This window comes from Paenibacillus sp. NMA1017 (assembly GCF_058895805.1).
Window position 1 is genome coordinate 229,755 of record NZ_JBZXYR010000002.1, and the last position, 26,305, is coordinate 256,059.

Consider the following 26,305-nt stretch of genomic DNA (forward strand, 5'->3'; position numbering starts at 1 on the left):
ATAGGTTTTATTAAATACAGAAAAATTTCCGGCTTTATAGGACAAAACACAACAAACAACCGTCCCCCGATTGAATAGCAGGAAACGGTTGCTGTATAAATGTGAAATCAAGGCAAAACCTAGTCCAAAGATACAATTCTGTTTGTTTTATTTAAAATGAGGACGCCCACATCTAACTTATTTGGAGCACTGCTTTACCGGAGAACTTCCGCTCTATCAGTTGTTGGGCAATAGTTCCAATTTCCTTTCACGATGCCTCCACTTGTGAAACTCATTAATCGGATTGTTATATTTGAACCTACATCCTGATACGAGAAACGAAAAGCTCAATAAAAACAGAGGTAGTCTAGGACTTTATTTTCTCGTCCATTGCTACCCCTGTCTGGTTTTAGAAGTCAGTCTAATATTTAGTTTTTGCGGACCGTAGAGAGCAAATTGCTCTCCACGGTATTTCTCTTATACATTTTGTAGGTGTGGCTTAGCCTTAAAGAATAATAGCAATGAGACCGCCGGAGCCTTCATTAATGATACGACCCAGCGTTTCCTGCAGCTTATAGCGTGCATTGTCCGGCATCATAGCGATTTTACCCTGAATGCCTTCCCGTACAATGGAATGCAGCGAACGTCCAAAAATGTCTGACTCCCAAATTTTGATTGGGTCATTCTCAAAATCCTGCATCAGATAGCGCATAAGCTCCTCACTTTGCTTCTCTGTTCCGATAATCGGAGCAAATTCCGATTCCACATCGACACGGATCATGTGTATGGAAGGTGCTGTTGCCTTGAGCCGCACACCAAACCTTGTACCCTGACGAATCAACTGCGGATCGTCTAGTGCCATCTCGGACAACGACGGCGCGGCAATGCCATATCCCGTTGTCTTAACCATTTCCAGCGCCTCGGCGAAGCGGTCGTATTCCCGTTTGGCATGGGCAAAATCCTGCATCATTTGCAGCAAATGATCCTTGCCGCGAATCTCTACCCCGACGACTTCGACCAAAATCTGGTCATACAGCTCATCAGGTGCATACAGATCAATTTCAGCTACGCCCTGCCCCATATTCATCCCGCTCAATCCAGCCCTGTCAATGAATTCATATTCCATAAACTGGCCAACCACTCGATCTACATCACGCAGGCGTCGAATATCTTTTACCGTATCGCGAACGGAATTTTCATAATTGCTACGCAGCCAGTGCTCTTCGTTCAGAACCATGACCCAGCTCGGCAGATTTACATTCACCTCATGCACCGGAAATTCATATAATACTTCACGAAGTACGCCTGTAACATCATCTTCCGTCATAGTCGCCGCGCTGAGTGTCATGACTGGTATATCGTACTTGGCAGCCAACTCACTGCGAAGCTGGAGTGTTTCATCACTGCGCGGATGCGTGGAGTTGATAACCAAGACAAATGGCTTGCCAACTTCCTTCAACTCCTCAATGACGCGTTCCTCCGACTCTACATAAGAGCTGCGCGGGATTTCAGCAATCGTGCCGTCTGTAGTGACTACCACACCGAGCGTCGAATGCTCCTGAATAACCTTGCGTGTACCAATTTCGGCCGCTTCCTGAAAAGGAATGGGTTCTTCGAACCATGGTGTGGAGATCATCCTCGGTCCATTTTCATCCTCGTACCCTTTTGCTCCTTCTACTGCATATCCTACACAGTCAACCAGACGTACATTCACGTCCAGTCCTTCCGTTACTTTGATCTGGACGGCATTATTCGGTACGAATTTAGGCTCCGTCGTCATGATCGTCTTGCCTGCCGCACTTTGCGGCAACTCGTCTACGGCGCGGGCACGGTCCGCCTCACTTGTAATGTTTGGCAGAACAATTGTCTCCATAAAGCGCTTAATAAACGTTGATTTTCCTGTTCGGACTGCGCCGACGACCCCAAGATAAATGTCTCCTCCGGTGCGTTCGGCAATGTCTTTAAAAATGTCCACTTTCTCCAATGAAATCCCCTCCTCAAAAGTCTCCGAAGGAAAAATGCTTAAAGAGCATCCGCTTCGTGTTCAACCAACTGCTTGATCCCAGATGCGGCAGAACAGCCTTTAAAATGCCCGGAAGTCGTCCGCCGCCGAGATTCAGGAGACTGATGGAATCGGCGAAACGGCGTAAACTCGTACATGCATTTGGACTGATACCATCATATGTATCCCCTCCGTAAAATATGTTTAGTTTTTTAAAAAATAGATTACGACACAGCGATCATTGCAGAAACGATATTTTACGTTTGGGTCCACTCACCTAATATATGCGGGGCAAAACTCTCCCATGACTTCGTCACTAGACTAAATAAAAAAAGGATGTTCTCCTGACCGTTTAGAGTCATCGGAAACCATCCTTTTTTATTCTCCTGATATATCGGCATTACCACAGTTCATCATCCATCGCCTGACGCTCCAGTTGCCGTCTGATAGCCGCCTTGAGCCTATCCTCCGGTATGGTTACCTCCATATCGCCTTGGACACGGGCCTGGCAGGATAAGCGTATTCCTTCATCCAGTAAAGGTCCCAGCTTACGCTGCTCTGCATCGCTAGGTTGACCTGCGAATTCAGCCCATTCCGGTGATATTTGTACCTTACACATCAGACAGGCTGCTTTTCCGTCACAACGAGTGGGAATATATACACTCGCTTTACGGGCAGCCAGAAGCAATGACGTACCCTGACCGACCTGTACGCGCCTGCCTGACGGTTTGAACGTAATCTGCACATTCATAAACGGTCCTCCAGTCGTCTTTCCTAACACACACAGTTTATACTTCATTGCCCATCTGGATGACGGAGTGCAACTCTGACCAAGGCAGAAGTTCTGCAAGCTTGTCCAATTGCTCCTCACTCCAAATATTACTGACTAGTAGCTGCTTCAGTACAATTATATGACGTCGCGGGTCGCGCTTCATGACATCTGCGATCGCTTTATATCGGTCAGGTCGATTTCGCAATATATTGAATAAAAGTTCATGACTGAGCGGCATCAGACGCAGTGAAGCACTCCCCAGTTCAATCTGAACACCAGCCGACCAAAGTAGTCGCTCGATCTCTAAGCGGTATAACGCTCCGCCACATAATACCTCAAATCCCCCCACCAACTCGACTGGAAATCCCTCCAGATCATAGTGGCTCAGCAATGAAACGTAGGAACCGCTACGGTCAACCTGTTGTCGATCTATACTCATACCCAGGGGGTGCGCATGAAGCTGCTTTGCGGCATGAATATCCGCATAAATATCAATGTCCCGAGGCAGGCGATCCAGTTCAACTTCTTGCACAAGTAGTGAACAGCTCCCGCCCAGCATCCACGGAACCGACACTGTTGACCAGCTCTCAGCCAAGCTACTCAGAGCAACTGCCAGATTGTGAGGAAGCCTGTCTACTAACACTGATGATATTGCCTCCTTCAACATCGTTTCCTCCTTTGCTGTCTTTCCTTCCGTTTCCTGATGGGCATCATTATAACATGTTCGACAGGGCAGTTCGATATTTTGTGTACTGTAAAAGCGGTTACCTACTCCAAAATATAAAAAAAACCGCGAACCTTCCCGGTTCACGGTGAATAATACTAACCGGCGTGCGGCCAGCGGTCTATTTTTTCATCATCATTTTCATCAACGCTTCCATATTGGAAGGATTCATTCCGCTCTTTTTGACGGCACCAACGATATCCTTTACTGTATCTTCCGACACCGGAATGTTAGCCATTGCAGACACCTGCTTGATAAGCTGACGCAGCTGCGCTTCGCTTTGAAGCGTGTCCGCCTTTACCGTGCCTGCCAGCTTTTTCACTGCATTTTCGGATATGTTTTTGCCGCCTTTTTTGTTAATGGCCTTCAATGCATCTTTCGGAAAGTTTTTATTCACAATCTCCCCTCCTCCGCCATTGCTCAACTCAGTCTATGAGTGGCAGAGACAAAAGGTGATTAAGCGTACATAAGACATGCCTAACGCCTAACTAAAAAAGGCTATCTCATTATAGAAAAAATCTACCATGAGACAGCCTTTATATTATTAAAGCTCATCCGAGCCCTTAAGAATGCCATTGCTCCCAAGTTTGAAGTGGCATGACTTCCATTTCGGTCTTAGGGTCACGACCCATCAGCGCCTCAACGGCCTTACGGACGTCACGTCCTTCAAACAGTACTCCATACAATACCTCTGTAATAGGCATCTGAACACCTAATTTTTGGGAGATGGCGTATGCCGCTTTTGTCGTTCGAATTCCTTCTACGACCATGCCCATAGATTCCAGCACAGCATCAAGCTGCTGACCCTGTCCCAATAGTGACCCTGCACGCCAGTTGCGACTGTGACGACTCGTTGCAGTGACCACTAGATCGCCAATACCAGCCAGGCCGGCAAAGGTTAATGGGTTAGCGCCCATCTCAACTCCGGCACGGGTAATTTCAGCCAATCCACGGGTCAATAAAGCCGCTTTGGCATTATCACCGAAACCAAGTCCGTCTGACATTCCCGCACCCAATGCGATAATGTTTTTTAGCGCCCCGGACAGTTCCACACCGAGCAAATCGCGGTTTGTATAGACACGGAAATAGGAGTTCATGAACAGCCCCTGTGCGGCCTGTGCAGCCTTCTCATTGGAGGAAGCTACAACGACCGTTGTAGGACACTTCCTCACCACTTCTTCCGCATGACTCGGACCAGACAGCACAGCAATATCGCCCTCCGCGACTTCCAGTTCTTCCGAGATCACCGTGGACATACGTTTAAGCGTTTCAGTTTCAAAACCTTTAATTGCATGCACTACCAGCATATCCTTGCTAAAATGAGCTTTCAGACTACGTGCTACCTGACGAGCAGCAGCAGAAGGAGATACGATGATCACTGCTTTAGCACCAGATACCGCAGTCTGCATATCAGTTGTAGCTGAAATGCGATCAGACAAAATGGAGCCCGGTAAATAATGCTCATTCGTATGCTTCTCATTGATTTCAGCTGCTTGCTGCTCGTTTCTCGTCCAGACAGAGACATCGTTGTTATTGGCCGCAAGAACGGAAGCCAGGGCTGTTCCCCAACTCCCCGCGACCAGCACAGCTATTTTCTCAGACAAGACGATCTCCTCCTTTGGAGCCAAGCTTATTCTCATTCCCCCGTACCAGCTTGACTATGTTGGTACGGTGTCTCCACACAGCGAACAGACAAATGATTAGAGCCGTCCAGAATAACGGCCATGCATAACCAAGTACGAGTAATATCCAGGGGGTCAAAATGACAAATATGAGCGACCCCAAGGATACGTAACGCGTCATTACGATTGCAAGTATCGCAATGACTCCGGCATATAGTGCGGGCAGTAAGGCAAGCGATGCTAATACACCAATAGCAGTCGCAATCCCTTTTCCTCCACGGAAGTGAAAATATATCGGCCAGTTATGGCCCGCAATCGCTGCAATGCCGCACAAACCCGAAACCCAGGATGATTCTCCACCTAACCAGTGCCCTATTAGCACTGCAATAACCCCTTTAAGTACGTCCAGCAGCAGTACCAGAATAGCTGGGCCTTTTCCAAGCACACGCAGCGTATTCGTCGCACCGGCATTGCCGCTTCCATGCTGGCGAATGTCGATTCCTTTTAATTTTCCATACAGCAAACTAAAGCTGACAGAGCCAAGCAAGTAACTGAGTACGATGGCAACGATTTGTAAAATCAACCTATTCGCTCCTAACTTTCGTCAGACTTGCGCCGTGTAAAGATACGAATTGGAGTTCCTTCAAAATTGAAGGCGGCGCGAATTTTGTTCTCCAGATAACGCTCATAAGAGAAGTGCATTATTTCTGGATCGTTTACGAATACAACCATCGTAGGCGGTTTAACAGCAACCTGGGTCACATAGTTAATGCGCAGACGACGTCCTTTGTCTGTTGGTGGAGGATTAATGGCAACCGCATCGGAAATCACATCATTCAGCAAATGTGTCTGAATACGCAATACATGCTGCTGCGCCACATGCTGTACAACAGGAAGCAGCTTTTGCAGGCGTTGCTTCGTTTTTGCAGACAAGAACACAATCGGAGCATATGTCATAAACAGAAAGTGGTCGCGAATTTTTGTTTCAAACTGTTGCATTGTTTTATCGTCCTTGTCCACGACATCCCATTTGTTAACAACAAACAGCGATGCTTTACCCGCTTCATAAGCATAGCCAGCAATGTGCTTATCCTGCTCAATAATGCCTTCCTCGCCGTTAATAACGACCAATACAACATCTGCACGCTCAATGGCACGCATAGCACGCATTACACTATATTTTTCGGTCGTTTCATATACCTTGCCACGTTTACGCATACCTGCCGTATCAATCAGTACATACTTTTGACCGTCTTTTTCAAAAGGTGTATCAATTGCATCACGTGTCGTGCCTGCAATGTCACTAACGATAACTCGTTCTTCTCCCAGAATGGCGTTAACTAGTGAAGATTTACCTACATTCGGGCGACCGATCAAGGCAACACGAATAACGTCTTCATCATAGTGATCTTCTTCCAGCTCAGGCAAATTGGATGTAATGGCATCTAGCAGGTCGCCTATCCCTGTGCCATGGCTACCAGAAACAGCGATTGGATCACCAAATCCATAAGAATAAAACTCATAAATCAAATCGGCGCGACTGAGGTTGTCCACCTTGTTGACAGCTACGATGATCGGTTTACCCGAACGATATAGCATTTGAGCTACCTCTTCATCTGACTGTGTAATTCCTGCTTTCGCATCACTCATAAATACAATTACATCTGCTTCTTCTATTGCAAGTTCGGCCTGCATACGGATGGATTTTAAAATGACATCCTCACCATCAATCTCAATGCCGCCGGTGTCAATAATACTGAAGGATTTACCATTCCACTCCGATATACCGTATATACGGTCACGAGTGATTCCGGGTTTATCTTCCACGATGGACAAACGATCCCCGATAATCCGATTAAAAATAGTGGACTTACCCACGTTCGGACGACCAACGATAGCCACAACGGGTCTTGCCATAAATTCACTCCTCCTGTCAATTCTTCCGCTATCATCATAGCAAAAAACATACCTATTGGCGATATGGTCACGTAACAACAATCGGCGAACCCTCTGGGTCCGCCGATGGTGTACGTTATGCTTATTATAAAATGTATTGATTTAAACTCATTTAAATTTGTTCAACTTATCGCCAAAACGCTCGCCGAGCGTAATGCTCAGACCGGAATTATTGAGGGAAACGTTAGGATTATTCAGTTCCTCACGAGGTGCACGAGATGCACGTGGTGCTCTTTCTGCTTTAGGAGCAGCTTCAGGAGCTTCCTCAGTTTCTTTAATGCTCAGGCTAACACGTTTTTCGGAAGGATTCATTTCAAGAATTTTAACTTTCACTTCTTGTCCTTCTTCCAGAACTTCTTGTGGAGTTCCAATGTGTTTGTGGGAAATTTGGGAAATATGCACCAAACCTTCCACGCCAGGAGCGATTTCGACGAATGCGCCGAAGTTAACCAGACGTTTTACAACACCTGTTACGATGTCATTGTTGTTGAATTGTCCAGCAGCCGATTCCCAAGGACCAGGCTGTGCAGCTTTCATGCTCAGGCTGATTTTTCCTTTTTCAGGATCTACTTTCAAGACTTTTACTTTCACTTGGTCTCCTTCAGAAACTGCATCAGAAGGTTTATCGACATGAGTCCAAGCAATTTCAGATACGTGAACCAGACCGTCCACGCCGCCAACATCTACGAAAGCACCAAACTGAGTAAGACGTTGAACCGTACCTACGATTTCTTGGCCTTCTTTCAGCTCAGCCATTACTTTAAGCTTGTTGGCTTCAAATTCTGCTTCCAGAACGTCTTTTTGAGAAAGGATCACTTTGTTATTTTCACGATCCAGTTCTTTTACAACAACACGCAATGTGCGGCCTTTGTAATCACTGAAATCTTCAACGAAGTGACGTTCTACCATGGATGCAGGGATGAATCCGCGCAGACCTACGTCTACCACGATGCCACCTTTAACGACATCATTTACAATGACTTCAAATACTTCTTTGCTTTCGAACAGTTGCTCCAACTTTTCCCAAGCATTTTCACTGTCGATTGCACGTTTGGACAGAACAAGTTTTTCCTTGCCATCGTCGATGCTGATAATTCTAGCTTCAACCTCTTGGCCTACTTGTACTGCTTCTTCTGCGTTATCCAGACCAGAAGACAACTCGCGAATTGGAATAACTCCATCGTATTTATATCCAATGCTTACTACCGCTTGGTTATCTTCCAATTTCACGATTGTACCCTTAACGGTGTCACCTTTTTTCAGGGAGACGATTTGATCGAGCTCGTCTTGATTTGCCGCTTCAGCAGCTTCTTGATTTTTAATTTCTTCCGACATGTCAATACCCTCCTCAATTCAAAAAAAACCATTTATTTAAACCTGCCCATGGCAGAGTTCAAAACATAAATAAACTTTTGTTCTAGTTTTCCGAGCTTAGACACAATTCATGCAAGCCTTTCAATTATTCGTAGGCTTCCCCGTTTCCTTCATCGTGCGAATACGAGACATAATTGCTTCTGTTGCCAGTTCAAGTGGATCTCCTTCGATATCGGCACCCTTTTGGTATGCATCCAAATTGACAGGTTTACCGTATAACACTTTCGTTTTACGGAAAAGCTTGTAATCACCAATAATGGCAACCGGAACGGCAGCCGCTCCACTGCGTAGCGCAAAGCTTGCAGCACCCTTTTTACCGATTCCCCCAGCTCCTCTGGAGCCTTCGGGAAAGATTCCCATAACCTTACCATCACGCAAAATGTTCAATGCCAGCTTAATGGATTCCTTACTTACACCACCACGTTTGACTGGAAAAGCTCCCAGTTTCCCAATTAGTGGACCCAGTACAGGAACATTAAACAGCTCGGCTTTTGCCATAAAGTGAACCTTTCGCTTCAGCAAAATACCAACTGTAGGAGGGTCAAGATTACTAATATGATTAGAACACAACAGCACTCCACCCTCAGCAGGAACATTTTCCCTGCCTACCGCCTCAAGTCTAAACAGAACGCGGTAAATGAGACGCAAAATACTGGCGCATACAGTATATATCATTGGCTGATCTCTCCATCCTTCTCCGTTAAGCAATAAGATACGATCGTATCAACGACATCCTGAATGCCCATTTGGGTCGTATCGAGCACGATGGCGTCCTCACTGCAACGAAGCGGGGATACCTCCCTCTCCTCGTCAAGCTTGTCACGTGCCGCAATGTCACGTTCCAGTTGTTCCAGAGTGATATCATCAGTTTCGCTCAGTTCTTTAAAACGGCGGGAGGCACGTTCCTGAACACTTGCGGTCATGAACACCTTGACTTCCGCATCGGGAAGTACAGTTGTTCCAATATCGCGACCATCCATAACGACACCCTTGCGTGCAGCCATCTCACGCTGGTTTTCAGTCAAACGTGTACGTAAACCAGCAATACTTGAATACTGTGACACGTTGCTAGTCACTTCCATCGAACGGATCACAGTGGTTACATCTTCCCCGTTACAATAAACCTTTTGGCCTGTGGGGTCCGGTACTAATTCAATCACCAGCTCAGGTACATGTTGAAGCACTTTTTGTATATTTTCTGCAGGAATTTCCTTACGCATCATGTACCACGTTGCTGCTCGGTACATGGCTCCGGTATCTACATATACATAAGAAAGTGCTTTCGCCACCAGGCGGGCCACTGTACTTTTCCCTGCACCAGCAGGTCCATCAATGGCTACATTTATTTTGTTAATTGAAGATACATGTTGCCTTGCCAACAGGGAATTCCTCCTAACCTAACCTCAAGAAAAAAGCAGGCATTGCCTGCGACGTGAAAATTATACCACACATTTATAGGCGATGCAAAATAAGCGACAGGTTTACTAAAAAAGAAAAATATCGGATGATTAAGATTTCCCCCGGAATTCCAGCTGTCTTTCAAAGCAATATTTAATCAGTTTTTGGCGCTCCTGATCAGCGATTTCCTCATATTTCAGCATAATGAGTTTGCGACCATTTTCCATCTGCTGAATGCGCACAATTTCAGATTGGAACGGAACATGCTCCTGAGTGCCGTTTTTATATGGAACTAAAATCCAGCAAGACAATGATTCTCCTTCTTCAAGATGATGAGTTCCCTGGGTGTGAAAAGAAACACCCCCGCCTCCTACATCATGTGTCTCTGCTACAAATCTGGACTCGTTCGCACCATGCTTTACTGCAATTTCCAAGTTGGCCTTAACCCGAAGAAAGTTTCGACGCTGAATTTTGCTGATGCTGTCTGGAGCAGGTTTGTGGATACGAACCATCCGGAGGATATCCTCTTTAAAACCCGTAACGTGGGTATTAAAATAATTTTTAATCCCACCCTCGCTCATAAAAAATATAGACAGTTCTTCCCCTAGAAACAATTTTTTCAAATGCCCACTTGTTTGTGACATAGGAATTTCAATTAAAAAGTTCTGTGACTCCTCTTCTGCAATACGAGACTTAAATTCAAAAATCTCGTCCTTATGGTCAGTACCAGCCACTTGTATGTATAACACATCATTAATTTTGGGAAACAAATGATCCACCATCCTTGTCCATTAAAAGCTCTAATTAAGGTATATAATACCACGACTTTATGCCTATATTAAGCATTATATTTGTTTGAACTATGACTAAAGGACAAAAAACCTCCTTCATGAAGGAGGTTTAGAGTGACTATTGATTCATTTTCATGTAATCAATTACGCATTACTTGCAGTAACCTGAGGTTCATCTGAATCTTTAACCTCTTCAATCGTTTCTTCCATCCCCGTATTGGCGTTAATGTATATCCGGTAAACGGAACCATTGATTTTACCACCAAATTCATAACAGAGAACTTCATTCGAAAGTTCATTTTCAATTAAGGCTTTACGGTGGTAAGTTTCACGAAACTCAGGATTCAATTTTGCTCGTGCTGCATTCAAATTCAATTTCGCTTGCGGAATGCGGCGGAGATGACTATGCTCATACACATAATCACTGGATTGAAAACCGATCACTTGTCCGTTATCAAGGCCTGATCTGACTGTGATTTTTTCTGGATAGATAATCACATCCCCTTGTTGGCTCGCAAATGTAATGTTAGCTAAATTCCCGCTTTCATCATACGCAACTGGCTTCATGTCTTTGTAACCTTTTTGCTCAAGATATTCACTAGCATAGCGAATCGCTTCATTACGTGTTGCTTTTTTAGGACCTACTGCCCTCATGTCATGATAAGAAATAAGCTTGCCGCCTTTTTTCGTAAAATCCATACTGGCCACGGGCTGCTTCTTATTTAGCAGGGTAGCTGTATAAGATGCCCATTCCGTTCCTTTACCGTTTTCGTTCACCCGGATCTGACTTTCCGGTTTTCCTGTAAATTCAGCAGCATTTCGTTTAATTTGTTCTGCATTTACTGGCGGGAGACTCAATTTTTTCACAGAGCGTTTATCATAGATGCTGGCTACAGACGGTCCCCAATCCAGCTCCTTATAGTTTTCCACCTTTTTGTCCACGGTTTTAAAGCCATCAATAATGGTGTTGTCCTTCGGTCCAGTTTGAGAACCTGCCGCCATATCGACATCCATCCAGCGCAAATTTTTACTAAGGACTTTTTGCTGCACTTCGTGCATGTTTTTCGAAATTTCCTTGGAATTGTTATACAACGTTTTCAGGTTCGAAATTTCTTTCTCGTTTAAAGGCTCGTGATCCAGATCACGAACAGCGGTCTGATACGAAAATGCAGATAGATGTGACAGCAAATCCTTGGCATGATTAAAAGGCATTACATTGAGGGGCAACTGATTAACCTCATTTTGAGCCTCACTTGTAATCCTCCACACGTTCATCAAACATTTGCGGTGCATCGCGTGTGAAGTATTATGGACAGCAACCGCGTTACCGAGTTGAGAATGCAGCTGATCCATATGAAACGACAAATCGTGAAACGCACGCTGGTATTGATTTTCCGCTTTTATCGACATGCTATTTGCCTGAAGAGACACCTCTTTTCTCATCTGGCTTTGCTGATAACCCCACACAAATGCTCCTATCATCATCAGGGTAACCACCGGGAACAATACGGAACTAAGTCGCTTATACATATTGGAAGTCTCCTTTCTTCAAGTACACTACCGATAGTGTGACAAGAAGAAAGCTCTCTTATGCATGGTTTTCCATGACTTCAACAATAAACTCACAGTTATCGCAAATGCAGCGTTTAAAGCCGGTCTGAATCTGTCCTTCCTCTATGCGTCCTCTCAGCACAAAGCGTTCTCCGCATCTTTTACAATAAATTCTAACTTTTATACGCAAAAAAAGACACCTCTTTCTCTAACAGGTTTGTCAGATCAGTGTGTCCCATTTTGTTACATGTTAACCTTTTCTTCCCGTTTTAACAAACGAAAAGGAGAACGGTTATTAGCTCGACTGATCTTCGCCATTCCTCCATACCATAGAAAGGCCATAAGTGGAATGATAAACCAGATCCAGTCATGCGAAAATTTCGTTAAAATCAAATCGTATACTCCGTGCCAGAACCATGGAAGCACCAATGACAGCAGCAACATGTATTTGCTCCTCAAGCCCTCTGAAAACTTGGCCTTCCCCATGTAGTAGCCCATCATTACGCCAAACATCGCATGACCTGATACCGGTAGCAATGATCTCATCAGCATCATGCTAACCGAAGCATGGCCAGCCCAAGCGTATAACAGATTTTCGACCGTTGCAAATCCGAGTGAGACTGCGGCCGCATACAAAATACCATCATAAGGCTCGTCGAACTCGGTATGATTATAGATGATGTGATACAACAGAAACCACTTAAAAAACTCTTCCACTCCGGCTGAAATGCCGAACACCTGGATTAACGTGTGATCCCCTAGCCAAAGCAGCAGCCCGCGTTGAAAAATCATGACAGGAAGAACCACCAAAAAGCCGAGCAAAAACACTTTAACAACCATGTGCAGCGGCTCCGAATCATACCTGTCCTTCAAGTAAAAATACATCAATAAGGCGAGACCCGGCGCTGTGGCTGCCGCTAAAACCGAAAACAGAAGCACCGATCATCCCTCCATAAAAATGAGTCGGCCCTGCTTTCAGCGCAGAGCCGACAAATTCACTTCGATATCACTTTCGATAAAACGAATCAAGAACGGCTGTCAAAATGAGTGCAGATGACAGCAACTGCCTGTTCAGGAATGACCAGCTTTCCGTATTCTTCCAACATTGCTGGTGTAACGGATGAGCCTTCTCCAAATTCAGCAAGAACCGCAATTAAAGCCGCAAGCTTGGACTCCTCTACTTCTTCTGGTTCCAAGTGCAGAATCCATTTTCCTCTATACTGATACAGCTTACCTGCTTCCGTAGTGTTGCTACGAAGCATATGAGCCGCTTCTATGAGTACCTCGAAATCGCTAAACGCGTAAACGATGGAATCGCTATGCTCCAGCGTGACTTCCATTTCGTAGACTTCCTCTGGAAGCTCCTCATCGGGACCCGAACCATACTGTTGATGGTCGTATTTCCCCCGGGTGACGATAACAACCATTCCTTGAGCAGGAAGCGCAAAGACTTCGACAGCTAACGGTCCCGTGGCGTCGAAGCCCAGCTCGCTGTATGCCTGATCCATCATTTCGGTAAACAGCTCATGAACTCTTGGGATTTCTTGCCACATATCGTCTTTTTGAATACCGCGTTCGCTCAAATCGTCAAAGGTAAGGAAAATCCGTATCTTGTCCTGACTTAATCTTTCTATTTTCATACTGGACCCTCCTCCTGGCAGCCGAGTGTTATTAACAGATTATGATGCAATTATGATGCCTGTGATGAAAATGGTTCTATGTAATCATGTTATCATTTTATAATCGTAAATGCACGCAATAAAAAGATAAAAAAAAGAATCATTTGAACGGCTTTTACAAAAAAGCCGCAAAATGATTCGGAATAAAGGTTTCTGGGTTTACAATCCCGGTACGGCTGTATGAGTTTCTTTCAAAATTTGCTCGACCTCACGTTTAACATCGGGACTTGTGCTGATGAAGTCTTTAATCAACTTCATATTCTCTTCTTTGTTCTTGGCAGTATGGGCGTTATGAGCGGTTTTATCTGTTTGTGAATGATGGTCTTGATCCTTATGGCTGTCTTCTTTATTGAGCGTTATCTCGCCCATTCCGGGGAATGCCGCGTCCATCATTTTAGTACGGGCTTTCTGCACTAAATTGCCGCTTTTTTTTCCACCCATGTCCATGGATAAGCCCAACATGTTGCGGTTACGGGAGATCAAAGAGCTTGCGACAGCGCCCAAAACGATTCCCAGGAAAAATGAAGATGTTTTCACAATTAGAACCTCCCTTTGTGGTAGAATCAAGCATAGTGTTCGTCAGTAGTGACAAACTCATACGGTATAAAATACAGGAAGGTGAGATGAAATAATGGGTACAAAAACAGCAGCCATTTTGTTCACCGCATGTCTGCTGCTTAGTGCTTGCACTGCAACCAAGCCGGAATCTGCGGCAACAAGCAACCAGCAGGATTCGGTAGCGTCTGACTCAAGTAACAGCACCAAAGATCAGAGCAGCGTCTCTTCCCCAAAAAACAGCAGTAAGCAAGCAGGCAGTAATGATCATAACTCAGCGGGTAAAACCAATACACAAAATGATAAAACCAGCGAAAGCAACGAAGCAGGAGCTGCGACATCTGTAACTAACAATAACAAAATGTATCACTTGGACAAAGCCTATAATGTAATCCCTAACCAACAAGGTGCTGAAAAAAAAGTCGTGTTACTGACCTTTGATGATGGTCCTAAGGAAGCAGCCATGATTAACAAAATCATAGATATACTGGACAAACATAAGGCCAAAGCGATTTTCTTCGTAAACGGTTACCGTGTTAAAGAGCATCCTGAGTTGCTCAAGCTTATCCATGACCGTGGACAACCCATCGGCAACCATAGCTGGGATCATATCGTGCTGAAGAATAAATCTGAGGCCGAGGTCAAAAAACAGATTGAAACGGTACAAAAAATTGTTAAGGACATTACAGGACAAGCCCCCGTATTCTTTCGCCCCCCTCATGGTGCAGGCGGAGACGTAGGCCGCAAGGTCGCTAAAGAAAACGGTCTCCTATACATGACATGGTCCGTCGGTTCTCTGGACTGGACAATGAAAAAGAATCAGCCTAATAAAACGGAGACTCTTCTCAATAACGTAACAGAACAACTTCATCCAGGAAGTAATATCTTGATGCATGAACTGCCATGGACAGCTGAGGCACTCGACAGTCTATTGACGCGCCTTGAGCAAAAGGGTTACCAATTTGTCGATCCGCAAGGCATTGAGGTTTCTACCAGCCAATAGACACTTGCGTATACTCAGGCTTAACTGTAGATGATGCAATAAAGGCCTCCATTCTCCGCTATTCATGCGGAGAATGGAGGCCTTTTTACCGTATCATTTTGCGCCTTTACCAAAGCATTTCACTGATGGGTGGTGCACCCTTGATGCCCCACCACAGTAACGCTGCAGTAATCAGCACAAAAAGAGTGCTCAAAAAATTTAAAAACCACTTGCTTACCCGAATACGGCGGGACGGAAACATTTCTGCCCGCGTTCGGTACTCACTGGCTGGAGTGTCATCCTCCATCGTCACAGCAACTTCTGGTGCAGCGGCTACGTGAGCCAATTCTGGCACGGGCCGTGAAGCACGGGAGCGAACTGGTTTAGATTTTGACCTGTCCTCTTCCTTGCCTTTGCGACCATTTCGACGGCTGCCATAGGTCTGCACTCTGCTAAGTTCCTGATTCATTCTTCATACCTCCGAAAACGTAACGCTAAACCAGATATAAGGTCAATCACAAAATGACAAATGATCGGTGCCCACAGACTACCGGTTTGCACATATATGTAGCCCAATCCATAACTGCTAAGAAAAACCCAGCCCGTGGGAATCCAATGCCTTAAATATCGGATATGAATCACCGCAAATAAAATGCTTGTCCAATAAGGACCAAAGCTGTACTGAATCGCTCCTCTGAACAAGAGTTCCTCACAGATAGAGACGATAGCTGCTATACAAATAATATGCCAAACCGGGCGATTTTGAAACAGCATTTGGTTAATACCACCGTCATCCATAGCATCCTCAGGCATAATCCGGGATAGCAACAGATCCACAAGTAACATAGCGGCGGCCAATCCTAATCCCCACCATAAGACGTGCAGAGTGTTCGGCAATGCAAATAGTTCTAACACATTTCTTTTCTGAAAAAATATCCAGATTGCGCCAATCAGCAGGGTCAGTCCCTGAGTTAGATACAAATTGTAAAGCAGCAAGCGGTCATTCAATTCATGAATTTGCGCTCTTTTCCATTTCACTTTAAGCTTTTTCATAGTTAGTTAGTCCTCTGCATAGTCTTCTTTAGCATCATAGCCAAAAAGTCGGGCGGATTCAAGAAGACTTAAATCTTAATTTTCCGCATTCTGTAGCTATATATCTAGCCGGCTATCCACACATGTCGCATGTCCTATTGACATGCCCATGTAAGCCATGATACATTATGAAAAAATTATTAGCGACAACAACAATGATGGAGAAAAGGTATTGATTTCGTCCTCAGAGAACCGGTGCTTGGGTGGAAGCCGGTGACGAAGTAACTACTTTCAGCGCTCCTGAGTTATTGCACCGAAGTCTGGGGAATATTTCCCGGCATTAGATGCAATCGGCAGAAAACCGTTATCCTTTCGGTCATTTTATGACCGCTGAAGGCAGTCCATTGCGAAATGGCTGCGAATTAGGGTGGTACCACGATAACTCTCGTCCCTTACTATGGAGATAGTATGTGATTCGGGAGTTTTTTTGATGCCCGAAAACCGCAAAGCGTCTCCGCATAAGACTTTTGGTCGTTAGTTTGGTGCATAATGCTATTCCATCCCTTTTCCGCGTCAATGCGTTATCACACTAGTATTTCACACCGCTCTCCTGTACTTTTAGAAGCATTTCAAGTTTTTTCATGTTCTTTATGGAATGTATTTCAGTTTGAAGTACATCCTGTCCATAAAAGAAGTTAACTTTGAGGAGGAAACCAAATGTTTAAAGTGTTAGTATCCGATCCAATCAGTGACCTGGGCATCCAGCAACTGATGGATGCAGACGATGTCACGGTGGACAAGAACACAGGTCTCAGCGAGGATGAATTGGTTCAAATTATTGGTGACTATGACGCATTACTCGTTCGAAGCCAAACTCGGGTAACCGAACGCATCATGACGGCAGGTAAGAACCTCAAGGTTGTAGGGCGAGCTGGGGTCGGAGTGGACAACATCGACCTCGAAGCAGCAACACAACGCGGGATTATCGTTATTAACGCTCCTGACGGCAACACGATTACGACATGTGAGCACACTTTTGCGATGATGATGGCTCTAGCACGTCATATTCCACAGGCATATGCCAAAACCATTGGTGGTACATGGGATCGTAAAACATTCCTCGGTGTCGAACTACGTAACAAAACACTTGGAGTCCTCGGCATGGGACGTATCGGCAGTGAGGTGGCTAAACGTGCCAAAGCATTTGGTATGAGCATCCTCGGCTATGATCCATTTCTAACGGAAGAACGCGCTGAGAAGCTGGGCATTAAGCTGGCGAGCGTGGATGAAATTATCCGCAACGCAGATTTTATGACCGTACACACTCCATTAACACCGGAAACGAAACATATGATTGCTCGTCCACAGTTTGAAGTGATGAAAAAAGGAATGCGCATCATCAACTGTGCCCGGGGCGGAGTTATCGATGAAATGGCTCTTGTTGAAGCCATTGATGAAGGTATCGTTGCCGGTGCAGCTTTTGACGTATTCGAGTCAGAGCCGCCAGCACAGGATCATCCATTCCTGAGCCATCCGAAAATTATCGTTACACCACATCTGGGTGCCTCGACTGTCGAAGCTCAGGAGAATGTAGCTATCGACGTGTCTGAGCAAGTGCTGCATATTTTGCGTGATGAGCCTTTTAAAAATGCGGTCAACATGCCTCCAGTACCATCCAACGTCATGACGCAATTACAGCCATATTTCTCGCTTGGAGAGAAGCTGGGCAGCTTTGCCGCTCAGATCACAAATCAGGCTGTACGTGAAATTCAGGTAGATTACGCTGGCGATTTGTCATCTGTGGATACACAGCCGCTGACACGGTATATTTTGAAAGGTGTACTTAGCCGTCATCTGGGCAGCGATGTGAACATTGTAAACTCTGTACATCTGGCCAAAACACGTGACCTCCATCTTGTCGTATCTCAGGCGCCCGCCACCAAGGGTTTTACCAATCTGATTACCGTTACACTCAAAACGCAGAGCGGCGAAGAACAACGTGTATCTGGCACCCTGCTGGCAGGCTATGGCGAACGTATTGTTCGGTTGAACCAGTTCCCTGTAGATGTGGCACCGGAAGCTCATTTCCTGCTCATCTCCCACAATGATAAACCAGGCATTATCGGCCGTGTCGGCACCTTGCTTGGGGAGAACGGCGTCAATATCGCTTCCATGCAAGTAGGGCGTAAAATTGTCGGCGGTGAAGCCATCATGATCCTGACCGTCGATAAAGCCGTGCCAAAAGATGTGCTGATTCAACTCGTTGGTTTGCCAGAACTAAATACTGCCCAAGAAGTAGTCCTAGATTAGTTCCAGACCATATTGCGAAGTCCATGGTTTTATAATAAAGAGAGGCGCCTGGCTACCCAGGCGTCTTTTTCTTATATCGTTATCTATCATGAGAGCAATCATCTTGAAACAGGATGTTCCACGTTGAACAAGATAAATGTTGATTTTTCAACAAAAAGCACCCTCTTCCGAGGATGCCTGCAAACCGGGATATATCAGCTGGGTCTGTAACAGGCTTATAAGCCAGTTACAGACCCAGCTTTGTTTTGCTGGAGATCGGCAGCAAAATAGTAAATTCCGTCCCTTCCCCCAATACGCTGGCAGCAGAGACAGAGCCTCCGTGAGCCTCTACAATATTCTTGACAATAGCAAGCCCCAAACCAGTCCCTTTATCCTCACCACGTACTCTGGCCTTATCTGCCTTGTAGAAGCGGTCGAAAATATAAGGTAGATCCTCGCTGGCAATGCCTACACCTTCATCCTTAATCCGAATACGGATTAACTCATGCCGTTCTCCCAAAATTCGATCCGCCGCAATAGTAACCTTTTTCCCGCCGGGTGTATGTCTGAATGCATTATCCAACAAATTGGTCAATACCTGCTCCAGTCGGTCTTCATCTGCCTCAGGCAGCAGCAAACGTTGGCCTTGCTCATAGTAATCGAGTGTCAGTCCCTGTTCCTTCGAACGTACCGTAAATTTACGGTGAACACGCTCGATCAGCTCATTCACATCCACTTCCTGTCGGTGCATGTCTGTATGACCAGCCTCCATTCGGGCCAGATCAAGCAGATCCTTGACTAACCTTCCCATGCGTAATGACTCATCATGGATGACCTGTACCAGCTCCTCAGATTCTTCAGGTGAACCCGCCATACCATCCAGCAACGCCTCACTGTAGCCCTGCATCATAGATAAAGGTGTACGGATTTCATGAGATACGTTGGCCACAAAATCGCTCCGCATCTTCTCTAGCTTCACTTCTTCCGTAATATCTCGAAGCACAGCTACTGCACCGCGGATTGCATTATCCGTATACAGAGGCGCCATCTGCACCGACCAGGAGCCCTTCTTGACATGGATATAGTCTCCGACATCCTCTCCCCTGTCCATAACGGTATGGAACAGAGACTGCAAAGGCTCAGGTACAGAAGCTCCAAACTCCTCCAGATCACGCTCCTGCCACTCCAGCTTTTTCCATATATCCAGCAAACTTTGTGCCGGCGGATTCGTTAAGATGATTTGTCCGCTTCTGTCGAAGGTAATTACAGCATCAGACATGCTTCGCAGTACGCTGGATAAATGGTTTTTCTCCTCATTCAGACTGCGGATCGTTGCTTCCAGTTCCGTAGACATATGATTAAAAGTTTTCGCCAGTTCTCCAATTTCATCACTGGTCACCAGCGAAAGCCGAGTATCATACCTTCCCTCTCGAATGGCATTCGCCGCCTGAATCAACAGCTGCATAGGCTGTGTGATTTTAGTAAAAAGAAATAGGGCAAAAAAGGTCGTCAATAAAAATCCAACAATACATGTATAGGTGAACAAATGCTTGATTTCCGTCGATTCATACGCCGCAAAATTTCTGTTGATGTACGGCAATAAAAAAAGCCCTAGAAAAATAAGCACAGAGCCTACAAGACAAATGATGGTGATCCACAGCTTACCTACCAGCGATCTCCAGAAGTTCACGTTATTTCGGAACCTCCAGCTTATAACCTACGCCCCACACGGTCGTAATCATAGCCGCTGCCTCTGGCGATACTTTATTCAGCTTTTCACGTAGCCGTTTCACATGCGTATCCACAGTGCGCAGATCACCAAAAAATTCATAATTCCAAACGTCTTTCAGCAGTTCTTCGCGCGAGAAGACTTTATCTGGCGACACCGCCAAATAGTGCAACAGCTCGTACTCTTTAGGCGTGAGACTGATTTCAATCCCCCCCGCAGTTACCCGGTGCGCATCATGCTCAATGATAAGATTCGGAAAAACAATACTATTGCTTGGTACCGCCTCTTTCGTTAAAAAGGCCGTTTCCGACGAACGACGTAAAATCGCCTTTACCCGGTAAATGACTTCTCGCGGACTAAAGGGCTTAACCACATAATCATCGGCTCCGACTTCAAAGCCTTGTACACGGTTCACTTCCTCACCTTTGGCAGTCAGCATAATTACAGGTGTAGCTTTGGTCTGACGTAGCCGTGTACACACCTCAATCCCATCCATCCCCGGAAGCATTACATCGAGCAAGATAATGCTGTAATCGCTTGCAGTCGCTTTTTGGAGGGCAATCTCACCATCCTCAGCTTCGTCAATTGCATATCCTTCTTTTTCCAGATACATCCGCAGAAGGCGGCGAATGCGTTCTTCATCGTCTACAATTAATATGCGGTTGCTTTGTTCTGACATATTCCCAGCCCCTTCGCTAAAAAAAGCATTCTCTCTATTTTACTATTTTCCCGTGCTTGGTCAAACTTTACTCTCATCCAACAGTCTCTTTACACCAAAAAGGCCGGGGTTATGACCCCCGTCCTGTCCGTTTCTTTTTCGTGTTGTCTGATTTGGCAAGTTGAATGAGACGGTTGATTTCGTCCTTAGTTAGGGGTCTGGTCAGACCGCGCTTCAAGTTTTGTAGCAAAAGATCTCCGAAGGCAATCCGCTTGAGTCTGATGACTGGGTGTGAAATGGCCTCAAACATCCTTCTTACCTGGCGATTTCTGCCTTCATAAATGGTAATCTGGATCACAGACTCCTTACCATTCGGATCTACATCTTTATATTCTACCTCGGCTGGTGCAGTAATGCCATCTTCCAGCACGATTCCTTTTTTCAGCTTGTCCAGCTCAGTACCATGCGGGACGCCTTTGACTGTTGCCACATATGTCTTGGGCACATGATGCTTGGGATGGGTGAGCAGATTGGCGAACTCGCCATCATTGGTAAGCAACAGCAGTCCTTCGGTGTCGTAATCAAGACGTCCTACCGGATATACGCGTTCCTTAACGCCTTTCAGATAGTCTGACACGATTTTACGGCCTTCCGGATCGGAAGCGCTCGTAATGACTCCTTTAGGTTTGTTCATCATCAGATAGATTTTTTTCTCGGTTTTGATCGGGCGTCCCTTTACCGTAATCATATCTTGATCAGGGTCTGCCTTCGTTCCCAATTCAGTTACGACAACCCCGTTCACTTCCACGCTGCCCGCCTGAATAAGCTCCTCACATTTACGTCTGGAAGCTACACCAGCTTGGGCCAATATTTTCTGCAATCTTTCCATGTTCGCTAATTCACCTCATGCTAATGATACCCATCCATGAGCAAAATCACAACCCCCGTTCAAAAAAGATGCAGAAATTAAAATACAAGCAGGCAAATGGCAATGGCTGCCACAAAACCAACCATATCTGAAAATAGTCCTACCTTCAAAGCATAACGTCCATTGCGGATACCTACCGCACCAAAATATACAGTTAGCACATATAGCGTCGTGTCTGTGCTGCCCTGAATCGTTGAAGCGATCCGACCGATCATGGAGTCCGGGCCATAGGTACGAATTAGATCCGTCGTGAACGCAAGTGAACCGGTGCCCGTCAGTGGACGGAGCAAGCCTAAAGGCAGTACCTCGCCCGGTACACCCCAGTGTTTAATCCATGGGGTTACCCAGGAGATCAAATAGTCCAGGGCGCCGGATGCTCGAAAAATGCTAATCGCCACCATCATGCCTACGAGATGAGGAATAATGCTGATGGCGGTAGAAAAGCCGTCTTTGGCTCCATCCACAAAAGAATCGTAAACAGGGACCTTTTTAGCATATGCATATAAAGGAATAAAAGCGAGAATAACCGGAATGGCCCAAGTCGATATGAGGTTTATAAAATTAAACATGCCTCCCTCATCCTTTCCAAGTGGTGTCCCTGCCCTTGGCAGCCGTGATTCCCGTTCGCGGAACGGCAGGTGGAGATACGGGCAACGTAGTTGAAGAGGCAGCAGATGCTGGTGCTGGTGGGACGAGTGGCGCCAAGGATGACTGGGACGGCGGAATCGCTGGAGGACGGCGGCGCAATTCTCGACTTCGGTACCAACGATCCGCCGCAATTGCAGCAAAGGTGGCTATTGCGGTCGCTACCAGCGTCGTACCGACGATTTCTGCCGGATGTGCGGAATGAAAATTTAGTCGTATCGCGATCAACGTCGTAGGAATAAGCGTAATACTGGCTGTATTCAGGGCGAGCAGCGTACACATGGCTGGTGTGGCGGTTTGCTTATCTGGATTGAGCGTTTGCAGCTCTTGCATTGCCTTGATCCCCATCGGTGTGGCTGCATTCCCCAGACCTAGCAGATTGGCGCTCATATTGGACAAAATGTAACCCATAGCGGGATGATTACGCGGAACATCAGGAAAGAGAAAGGCAACCAAAGGAGAAAGCAGCTTGGATATTTTCTGTAAGAGTCCGCCATCTTCAGCCAGCCTCATCATGCCCATCCAGAACACCAGCACACTTATCAGTCCAAAGCACACTGTGACCCCCGTAGTTGCCCCGTCAAAAGCCGCTTTCGTCACCACCTCAATATTTCCCTGCGCGGCAGCAAATACAAATCCAATACAAATCAAAGCCACCCATATGAGATGAATCATGGCTGATTCCTCCTTTTCCCAATGATGTGACACATGCAGCACTATTTCCTATTGCTCTATGCTCCAAACAAATTTTTAAGGATTTCGTTCCATCTGCTCGTCCAATCTCGTTGCTGAGTATTGTTCGCAGGATCTTGTGCAGTAGGAGCCTCCTGTTGTGGCTGTACGGTACTTTGAGCAGGCAGCTTACTCCCTTTTTCATACACAGGAACGGAACCGATAAGTTTACCTTCCAACAGGAATTCGATCCGCCCTCGTAAGCCAAAAGATACGTCCGCTCTGTCTGCAGAAACGCGATTTTTATACAACACCAGTCTTTTGTGCAACTGGGTCTTCTCACCATCATGTAAAGGATAGGCAAAGCTTGTACCTGTTAATAGTGGGTAACCGTCGATAGGTTGCTGCTTGTCCGTAATCGGAATGAGCGGATAATATCGGAATCCGTAATCAAGCATACGGGCATGATCGTTCCAATCGTCCCCGTCATTCAAGGTAACAGCAGCGAGCTGGCGACCGTCCCGTGTGGCCGAACTGACCAGACAGCGAAACGCTTTTTTGGTAAAGCCTGTTTTCACCCCATCAGCTCCGTCATACAGCCGCAGCATTTTGTTTTTATTGTGCCATGAGTAATCCCAAGAATCGTTGGGATTCGGTGCTTTTTTCAGTTCTGTTTTTACGATACGGGCAAAAGTTGGATTATGCAGCGCATAAGCAGTAAGCCGGGCCATATCATTGGCTGAGGAATAATGTCCCTCGGCATCCAGCCCGTGCGGATTAGCAAAATGTGTATGGCTTAGCCCAAGCTGAACCGCCTTGTCATTCATCAAATGGACAAATCCCTCTTCTGTCCCACCCACATGCTCAGCAATGGCAGAAGCAGCATCATTACCAGAACGGAGCATTAAGCCGTACAGCATATTTTCCAGCGACATTTGTTCACCCATTTGCAGAAAAAGCGAGGACCCTTCTTTGGCATACGCGGTTGGGCTCACCTTTACCCGGTCCTGCAAGCGTCCATGTTCAATGGCCACGATCGCTGTCATAATTTTGGTCAGGCTGGCAATACGTAGCTCCCGGTCACCCTCGGTAGAATAAATGATTCTTCCTGATGTGACATCAATTAAAGAAGCAGCCTGTGCATGGGTTCCTAATGAGGGCGGCGCTGCTTCTGTTTTTATCGCTCCTCGAACGGGCTGTGGACTCAGCAACGTAAGCGGCAATGACAAAATAAGCAGAAGCACCAGCGGCAAAACAAATGCGCGTGCCTTATTCAAGAAATGGCTGTGGTCCGCGTGGATGTGTTGCTTTTTTTTAAACATTTGGATTCCTCCGGTTTTGAGCAAGTCTTGTACCATTCTATGTCCAAGCTGTTCAAAGTATGTCCACCTTTATAACAGAAAATTCCTTTACAAGACGGCCATTAGCTGCTCTCTTTTTGCTTTCTTTCTGCATAAACCAAGCAACTTGCCCTCCCGAGTACATATATATTAGTTACCAAAGTTAAAATGGATCGGGGGTTACATCATGTTGCGTCTCCAGTTTGAAATGGTTTTAAGATCGCAGATTGTAGAGTCCGCAGAAGCATTGCATCGAAGTGGTGTATCCTTTGCCACTTTTGCCACCGCACGTTGCAATCCGCAATTTTGGGATCTAACGGAAAAAGGTGGCTTTCAGATCAAAGCAGGTGTCACACCGGCACAGGGGATCAGAGATATCTTTTTAAACGGTCATCAATACGCTTTTGAATGTGCAACAGCTATGGTTATTGTACTGTACAAAGGAGTGCTGGATTCCATTCTGGAAAGTGAGTTTAATCGGATTTTTGCAGATATACTGCTGTATGACTGGCACTATGACAGCGACCTCAGACTCATACAGCAGCAAGGAAGTCATAAAGCGGATCCTGGCGATATTCTGTATTTCAACAATCCGGATGTGTCGTCTGAAACATTGGAATGGAAAGGAGAAAATGTCGTTAAGCTGAAGGAAGACTTGTTTTATGGACATGGGATTGGCATCTTGCCAGAGAAAGGTATTATCGATTCCCTGAATCAACATCGTCGGCCGGAAGCCACGGTATCTGCTTATTTGACGAATGAAGTGGTCTATCCGGACTTCATCTACCTATCGCAGTTTGCTGCCGAAGAAAATCGAAAAAATGAATTCTCGCAGCATACTTTGTATCAACAGGAATACAGTCATCATATACATGCTGTCATTGGCGGAAGACAGTATATTCAGGAATAGGACCGAGAGCATACTGAAAAGAAGGTATTCCTAGGCCACACTTGGCTTGGGATACCTTCTTTGAGAGAACACTTTTACTTTCAGTAACTTTTACAAGTAAGCCGGACCAGATTGACTTTGATCAGTATTAGCATTTACAGGTACCTGTGGGGGTGGAGTCTGCATGTTGCCGCCTGAATTCTGGAAGATGGACTGAACTTTATCGATTAGGTATGGTGTGGAGTCGATGATTTTCTCAAACAGATGCGTTTGATTGTCCAATGGAACGATTTGTGCCCCCTGTTTGCCAACAACCAGAAAAGCAATGGGATGAATAGATACACCACCACCGCTACCGCCTCCAAAAGGATGGCCTTCCTTCCCGCTATGATTACCGGAAGCCGAGGACGTATGAAGTGCCTCTTCGTCTACGTTAAAATCACTTCCCCCGGCAGCGAAACCAAATCCTACCTTACTGATTGGCAAAATAACGGAACCATCGGGTGTTTCCACTGCGTCTCCTACAATTGTATTCACGTCTACCATGGCTTTGATGTTTTCCATTGCGGTTTGCATGAGCCCTTGAATCGGGTGATCTGACATGATTTATTCCTCCTCTGCTTATCTCAAGCGTAGACTGCCTTTTCTTTCGCTATTGTGCGCAGGGGTTCAAGGAAATATGTATGTCATTCGATTCGGTTATGCCTTAATCTGAAGGTCACTGAATCTCAAAGTTCA

General features: G+C 45.8%; 27 protein-coding genes and 1 other annotated feature. Of the genes, 3 read left to right on the forward strand and 24 right to left on the reverse strand.

All coding sequences use genetic code 11. From position 1 onward, the window contains the following. Positions 1-484 precede the first annotated feature (484 nt). The 15 genes from spoIVA to AC5ELV_RS06100 all read right to left on the reverse strand — a co-directional run bounded on the left by spoIVA (position 485) and on the right by AC5ELV_RS06100 (position 14,385). The gene (gene spoIVA, locus AC5ELV_RS06030) at positions 485-1,963 is read right to left on the reverse strand and encodes a stage IV sporulation protein A (RefSeq protein WP_023989182.1); all 1,479 of its coding nucleotides are present in this window, start codon (positions 1,961-1,963) and stop codon (positions 485-487) included. A 418-nt stretch (positions 1,964-2,381) separates the two neighbouring features. Further along, a complete protein-coding gene (locus tag AC5ELV_RS06035; RefSeq protein WP_493429504.1) occupies positions 2,382-2,732 on the reverse strand; it encodes a 2Fe-2S iron-sulfur cluster-binding protein in 351 nt (116 codons plus the stop codon). Between the two features lie 37 nt (positions 2,733-2,769). Beyond that, positions 2,770-3,420 (reverse strand): hypothetical protein, encoded by a 651-nt coding sequence (locus tag AC5ELV_RS06040; RefSeq protein ID WP_493429505.1) that lies wholly within the window; start codon positions 3,418-3,420, stop codon positions 2,770-2,772. A gap of 178 nt (positions 3,421-3,598) precedes the next feature. Then, entirely contained in the window at positions 3,599-3,874 is a 276-nt protein-coding gene (locus AC5ELV_RS06045) for a stage VI sporulation protein F (RefSeq protein ID WP_493429506.1), read from the reverse strand. Between the two features lie 166 nt (positions 3,875-4,040). After that, positions 4,041-5,081 (reverse strand): NAD(P)H-dependent glycerol-3-phosphate dehydrogenase, encoded by a 1,041-nt coding sequence (locus tag AC5ELV_RS06050; protein WP_039271042.1) that lies wholly within the window; start codon positions 5,079-5,081, stop codon positions 4,041-4,043. After that, the gene (plsY, locus tag AC5ELV_RS06055) at positions 5,074-5,682 is read right to left on the reverse strand and encodes a glycerol-3-phosphate 1-O-acyltransferase PlsY (protein ID WP_493429507.1); all 609 of its coding nucleotides are present in this window, start codon (positions 5,680-5,682) and stop codon (positions 5,074-5,076) included. The genes AC5ELV_RS06050 and plsY overlap by 8 nt, the downstream gene beginning before the upstream one ends. Positions 5,683-5,693: 11 nt before the next feature. Beyond that, entirely contained in the window at positions 5,694-7,016 is a 1,323-nt protein-coding gene (gene der / locus AC5ELV_RS06060; RefSeq protein WP_250239257.1) for a ribosome biogenesis GTPase Der, read from the reverse strand. A 147-nt stretch (positions 7,017-7,163) separates the two neighbouring features. Then, complete coding sequence (rpsA, locus tag AC5ELV_RS06065) at positions 7,164-8,390, reverse strand: 30S ribosomal protein S1 (RefSeq protein WP_493429508.1); 1,227 nt, start codon at positions 8,388-8,390, stop codon at positions 7,164-7,166. A 120-nt stretch (positions 8,391-8,510) separates the two neighbouring features. Then, positions 8,511-9,104: a lysophospholipid acyltransferase family protein gene (locus AC5ELV_RS06070; RefSeq protein ID WP_013310746.1), complete on the reverse strand. Its 594-nt coding sequence runs from the start codon at positions 9,102-9,104 to the stop codon at positions 8,511-8,513. Beyond that, positions 9,101-9,808 (reverse strand): (d)CMP kinase, encoded by a 708-nt coding sequence (gene cmk, locus AC5ELV_RS06075; protein WP_307346200.1) that lies wholly within the window; start codon positions 9,806-9,808, stop codon positions 9,101-9,103. Before cmk ends, AC5ELV_RS06070 begins: the two co-directional genes overlap by 4 nt. A gap of 129 nt (positions 9,809-9,937) precedes the next feature. After that, positions 9,938-10,597 carry a flagellar brake protein gene (locus AC5ELV_RS06080; RefSeq protein WP_165177242.1) on the reverse strand — a complete coding sequence of 220 codons (660 nt, stop codon included), beginning with the start codon at positions 10,595-10,597 and terminating at the stop codon, positions 9,938-9,940. Between the two features lie 165 nt (positions 10,598-10,762). Continuing rightward, the gene (ypeB, locus tag AC5ELV_RS06085; protein WP_342426406.1) at positions 10,763-12,148 is read right to left on the reverse strand and encodes a germination protein YpeB; all 1,386 of its coding nucleotides are present in this window, start codon (positions 12,146-12,148) and stop codon (positions 10,763-10,765) included. A 264-nt stretch (positions 12,149-12,412) separates the two neighbouring features. Then, the gene (gene prsW / locus AC5ELV_RS06090; protein WP_493429509.1) at positions 12,413-13,108 is read right to left on the reverse strand and encodes a glutamic-type intramembrane protease PrsW; all 696 of its coding nucleotides are present in this window, start codon (positions 13,106-13,108) and stop codon (positions 12,413-12,415) included. Between the two features lie 86 nt (positions 13,109-13,194). After that, complete coding sequence (locus AC5ELV_RS06095) at positions 13,195-13,809, reverse strand: genetic competence negative regulator (protein WP_493429510.1); 615 nt, start codon at positions 13,807-13,809, stop codon at positions 13,195-13,197. Between the two features lie 198 nt (positions 13,810-14,007). Then, the gene (locus AC5ELV_RS06100) at positions 14,008-14,385 is read right to left on the reverse strand and encodes a hypothetical protein (RefSeq protein WP_493429511.1); all 378 of its coding nucleotides are present in this window, start codon (positions 14,383-14,385) and stop codon (positions 14,008-14,010) included. A 94-nt stretch (positions 14,386-14,479) separates the two neighbouring features. Between AC5ELV_RS06100 and AC5ELV_RS06105 the strand changes: the two genes are divergently transcribed. Then, positions 14,480-15,406: a polysaccharide deacetylase family protein gene (locus AC5ELV_RS06105; RefSeq protein ID WP_493429512.1), complete on the forward strand. Its 927-nt coding sequence runs from the start codon at positions 14,480-14,482 to the stop codon at positions 15,404-15,406. 106 nt (positions 15,407-15,512) lie between these two features. Here the strand turns inward: AC5ELV_RS06105 and AC5ELV_RS06110 are convergent, their stop codons facing one another. Next, positions 15,513-15,854, reverse strand: a complete 342-nt coding sequence (locus tag AC5ELV_RS06110; RefSeq protein ID WP_025723058.1) for a hypothetical protein — start codon at positions 15,852-15,854, stop codon at positions 15,513-15,515. Further along, positions 15,851-16,438 carry a type II CAAX endopeptidase family protein gene (locus AC5ELV_RS06115; RefSeq protein ID WP_061829230.1) on the reverse strand — a complete coding sequence of 196 codons (588 nt, stop codon included), beginning with the start codon at positions 16,436-16,438 and terminating at the stop codon, positions 15,851-15,853. Before AC5ELV_RS06115 ends, AC5ELV_RS06110 begins: the two co-directional genes overlap by 4 nt. A 185-nt stretch (positions 16,439-16,623) precedes the next feature. Next, positions 16,624-16,873: a binding site (T-box leader), on the forward strand. Positions 16,874-17,134: 261 nt separating this feature from the next. Between AC5ELV_RS06115 and serA the strand changes: the two genes are divergently transcribed. After that, positions 17,135-18,727 (forward strand): phosphoglycerate dehydrogenase, encoded by a 1,593-nt coding sequence (gene serA, locus AC5ELV_RS06120; protein WP_493429513.1) that lies wholly within the window; start codon positions 17,135-17,137, stop codon positions 18,725-18,727. A 226-nt stretch (positions 18,728-18,953) separates the two neighbouring features. Here serA and AC5ELV_RS06125 read toward each other — a convergent pair whose 3' ends face one another. The 6 genes from AC5ELV_RS06125 to AC5ELV_RS06150 form a co-directional block, all read right to left on the reverse strand. Next, positions 18,954-20,396, reverse strand: coding sequence for an ATP-binding protein (locus AC5ELV_RS06125; RefSeq protein ID WP_493429514.1), 1,443 nt, complete (start codon positions 20,394-20,396; stop codon positions 18,954-18,956). A gap of 1 nt (position 20,397) precedes the next feature. Beyond that, entirely contained in the window at positions 20,398-21,114 is a 717-nt protein-coding gene (locus tag AC5ELV_RS06130) for a response regulator transcription factor (protein ID WP_029517311.1), read from the reverse strand. A 109-nt stretch (positions 21,115-21,223) separates the two neighbouring features. Next, positions 21,224-21,982, reverse strand: coding sequence for a pseudouridine synthase (locus tag AC5ELV_RS06135; protein ID WP_023989197.1), 759 nt, complete (start codon positions 21,980-21,982; stop codon positions 21,224-21,226). Positions 21,983-22,059: 77 nt separating this feature from the next. Continuing rightward, positions 22,060-22,590 (reverse strand): spore maturation protein, encoded by a 531-nt coding sequence (locus AC5ELV_RS06140; RefSeq protein ID WP_493429515.1) that lies wholly within the window; start codon positions 22,588-22,590, stop codon positions 22,060-22,062. Positions 22,591-22,597: 7 nt separating this feature from the next. Continuing rightward, on the reverse strand, positions 22,598-23,341 hold the full coding sequence (locus tag AC5ELV_RS06145) for a nucleoside recognition domain-containing protein (protein ID WP_493429516.1): 744 nt from the start codon (positions 23,339-23,341) through the stop codon (positions 22,598-22,600). Between the two features lie 56 nt (positions 23,342-23,397). After that, positions 23,398-24,660 (reverse strand): D-alanyl-D-alanine carboxypeptidase family protein, encoded by a 1,263-nt coding sequence (locus AC5ELV_RS06150; RefSeq protein WP_493429517.1) that lies wholly within the window; start codon positions 24,658-24,660, stop codon positions 23,398-23,400. Between the two features lie 205 nt (positions 24,661-24,865). On the opposite strand from AC5ELV_RS06150, the gene AC5ELV_RS06155 reads away from it, so the two are divergent. Continuing rightward, entirely contained in the window at positions 24,866-25,588 is a 723-nt protein-coding gene (locus AC5ELV_RS06155; RefSeq protein WP_493429518.1) for a protein-glutamine gamma-glutamyltransferase, read from the forward strand. A gap of 90 nt (positions 25,589-25,678) precedes the next feature. Here AC5ELV_RS06155 and ytfJ read toward each other — a convergent pair whose 3' ends face one another. After that, positions 25,679-26,170, reverse strand: a complete 492-nt coding sequence (ytfJ, locus tag AC5ELV_RS06160) for a GerW family sporulation protein (RefSeq protein ID WP_493429519.1) — start codon at positions 26,168-26,170, stop codon at positions 25,679-25,681. Positions 26,171-26,305 lie beyond the last annotated feature (135 nt).

Coding starts and splice junctions, on each gene's coding strand:
- AC5ELV_RS06035 (WP_493429504.1), bottom strand. CDS start 2,732: ATGAATGTGCAGATTACGTTCAAACCGTCAGGCAGGCGCGTACAGGTC.
- AC5ELV_RS06040 (WP_493429505.1), bottom strand. CDS start 3,420: ATGTTGAAGGAGGCAATATCATCAGTGTTAGTAGACAGGCTTCCTCAC.
- der (WP_250239257.1), bottom strand. CDS start 7,016: ATGGCAAGACCCGTTGTGGCTATCGTTGGTCGTCCGAACGTGGGTAAG.
- rpsA (WP_493429508.1), bottom strand. CDS start 8,390: ATGTCGGAAGAAATTAAAAATCAAGAAGCTGCTGAAGCGGCAAATCAA.
- AC5ELV_RS06070 (WP_013310746.1), bottom strand. CDS start 9,104: ATGATATATACTGTATGCGCCAGTATTTTGCGTCTCATTTACCGCGTT.
- ypeB (WP_342426406.1), bottom strand. CDS start 12,148: ATGTATAAGCGACTTAGTTCCGTATTGTTCCCGGTGGTTACCCTGATG.
- AC5ELV_RS06095 (WP_493429510.1), bottom strand. CDS start 13,809: ATGAAAATAGAAAGATTAAGTCAGGACAAGATACGGATTTTCCTTACC.
- AC5ELV_RS06105 (WP_493429512.1), top strand. CDS start 14,480: ATGGGTACAAAAACAGCAGCCATTTTGTTCACCGCATGTCTGCTGCTT.
- AC5ELV_RS06110 (WP_025723058.1), bottom strand. CDS start 15,854: ATGAATCAGGAACTTAGCAGAGTGCAGACCTATGGCAGCCGTCGAAAT.
- AC5ELV_RS06115 (WP_061829230.1), bottom strand. CDS start 16,438: ATGAAAAAGCTTAAAGTGAAATGGAAAAGAGCGCAAATTCATGAATTG.
- serA (WP_493429513.1), top strand. CDS start 17,135: ATGTTTAAAGTGTTAGTATCCGATCCAATCAGTGACCTGGGCATCCAG.
- AC5ELV_RS06130 (WP_029517311.1), bottom strand. CDS start 21,114: ATGTCAGAACAAAGCAACCGCATATTAATTGTAGACGATGAAGAACGC.
- AC5ELV_RS06135 (WP_023989197.1), bottom strand. CDS start 21,982: ATGGAAAGATTGCAGAAAATATTGGCCCAAGCTGGTGTAGCTTCCAGA.
- AC5ELV_RS06140 (WP_493429515.1), bottom strand. CDS start 22,590: ATGTTTAATTTTATAAACCTCATATCGACTTGGGCCATTCCGGTTATT.
- AC5ELV_RS06145 (WP_493429516.1), bottom strand. CDS start 23,341: ATGATTCATCTCATATGGGTGGCTTTGATTTGTATTGGATTTGTATTT.
- AC5ELV_RS06150 (WP_493429517.1), bottom strand. CDS start 24,660: ATGTTTAAAAAAAAGCAACACATCCACGCGGACCACAGCCATTTCTTG.
- AC5ELV_RS06155 (WP_493429518.1), top strand. CDS start 24,866: ATGTTGCGTCTCCAGTTTGAAATGGTTTTAAGATCGCAGATTGTAGAG.
- ytfJ (WP_493429519.1), bottom strand. CDS start 26,170: ATGTCAGATCACCCGATTCAAGGGCTCATGCAAACCGCAATGGAAAAC.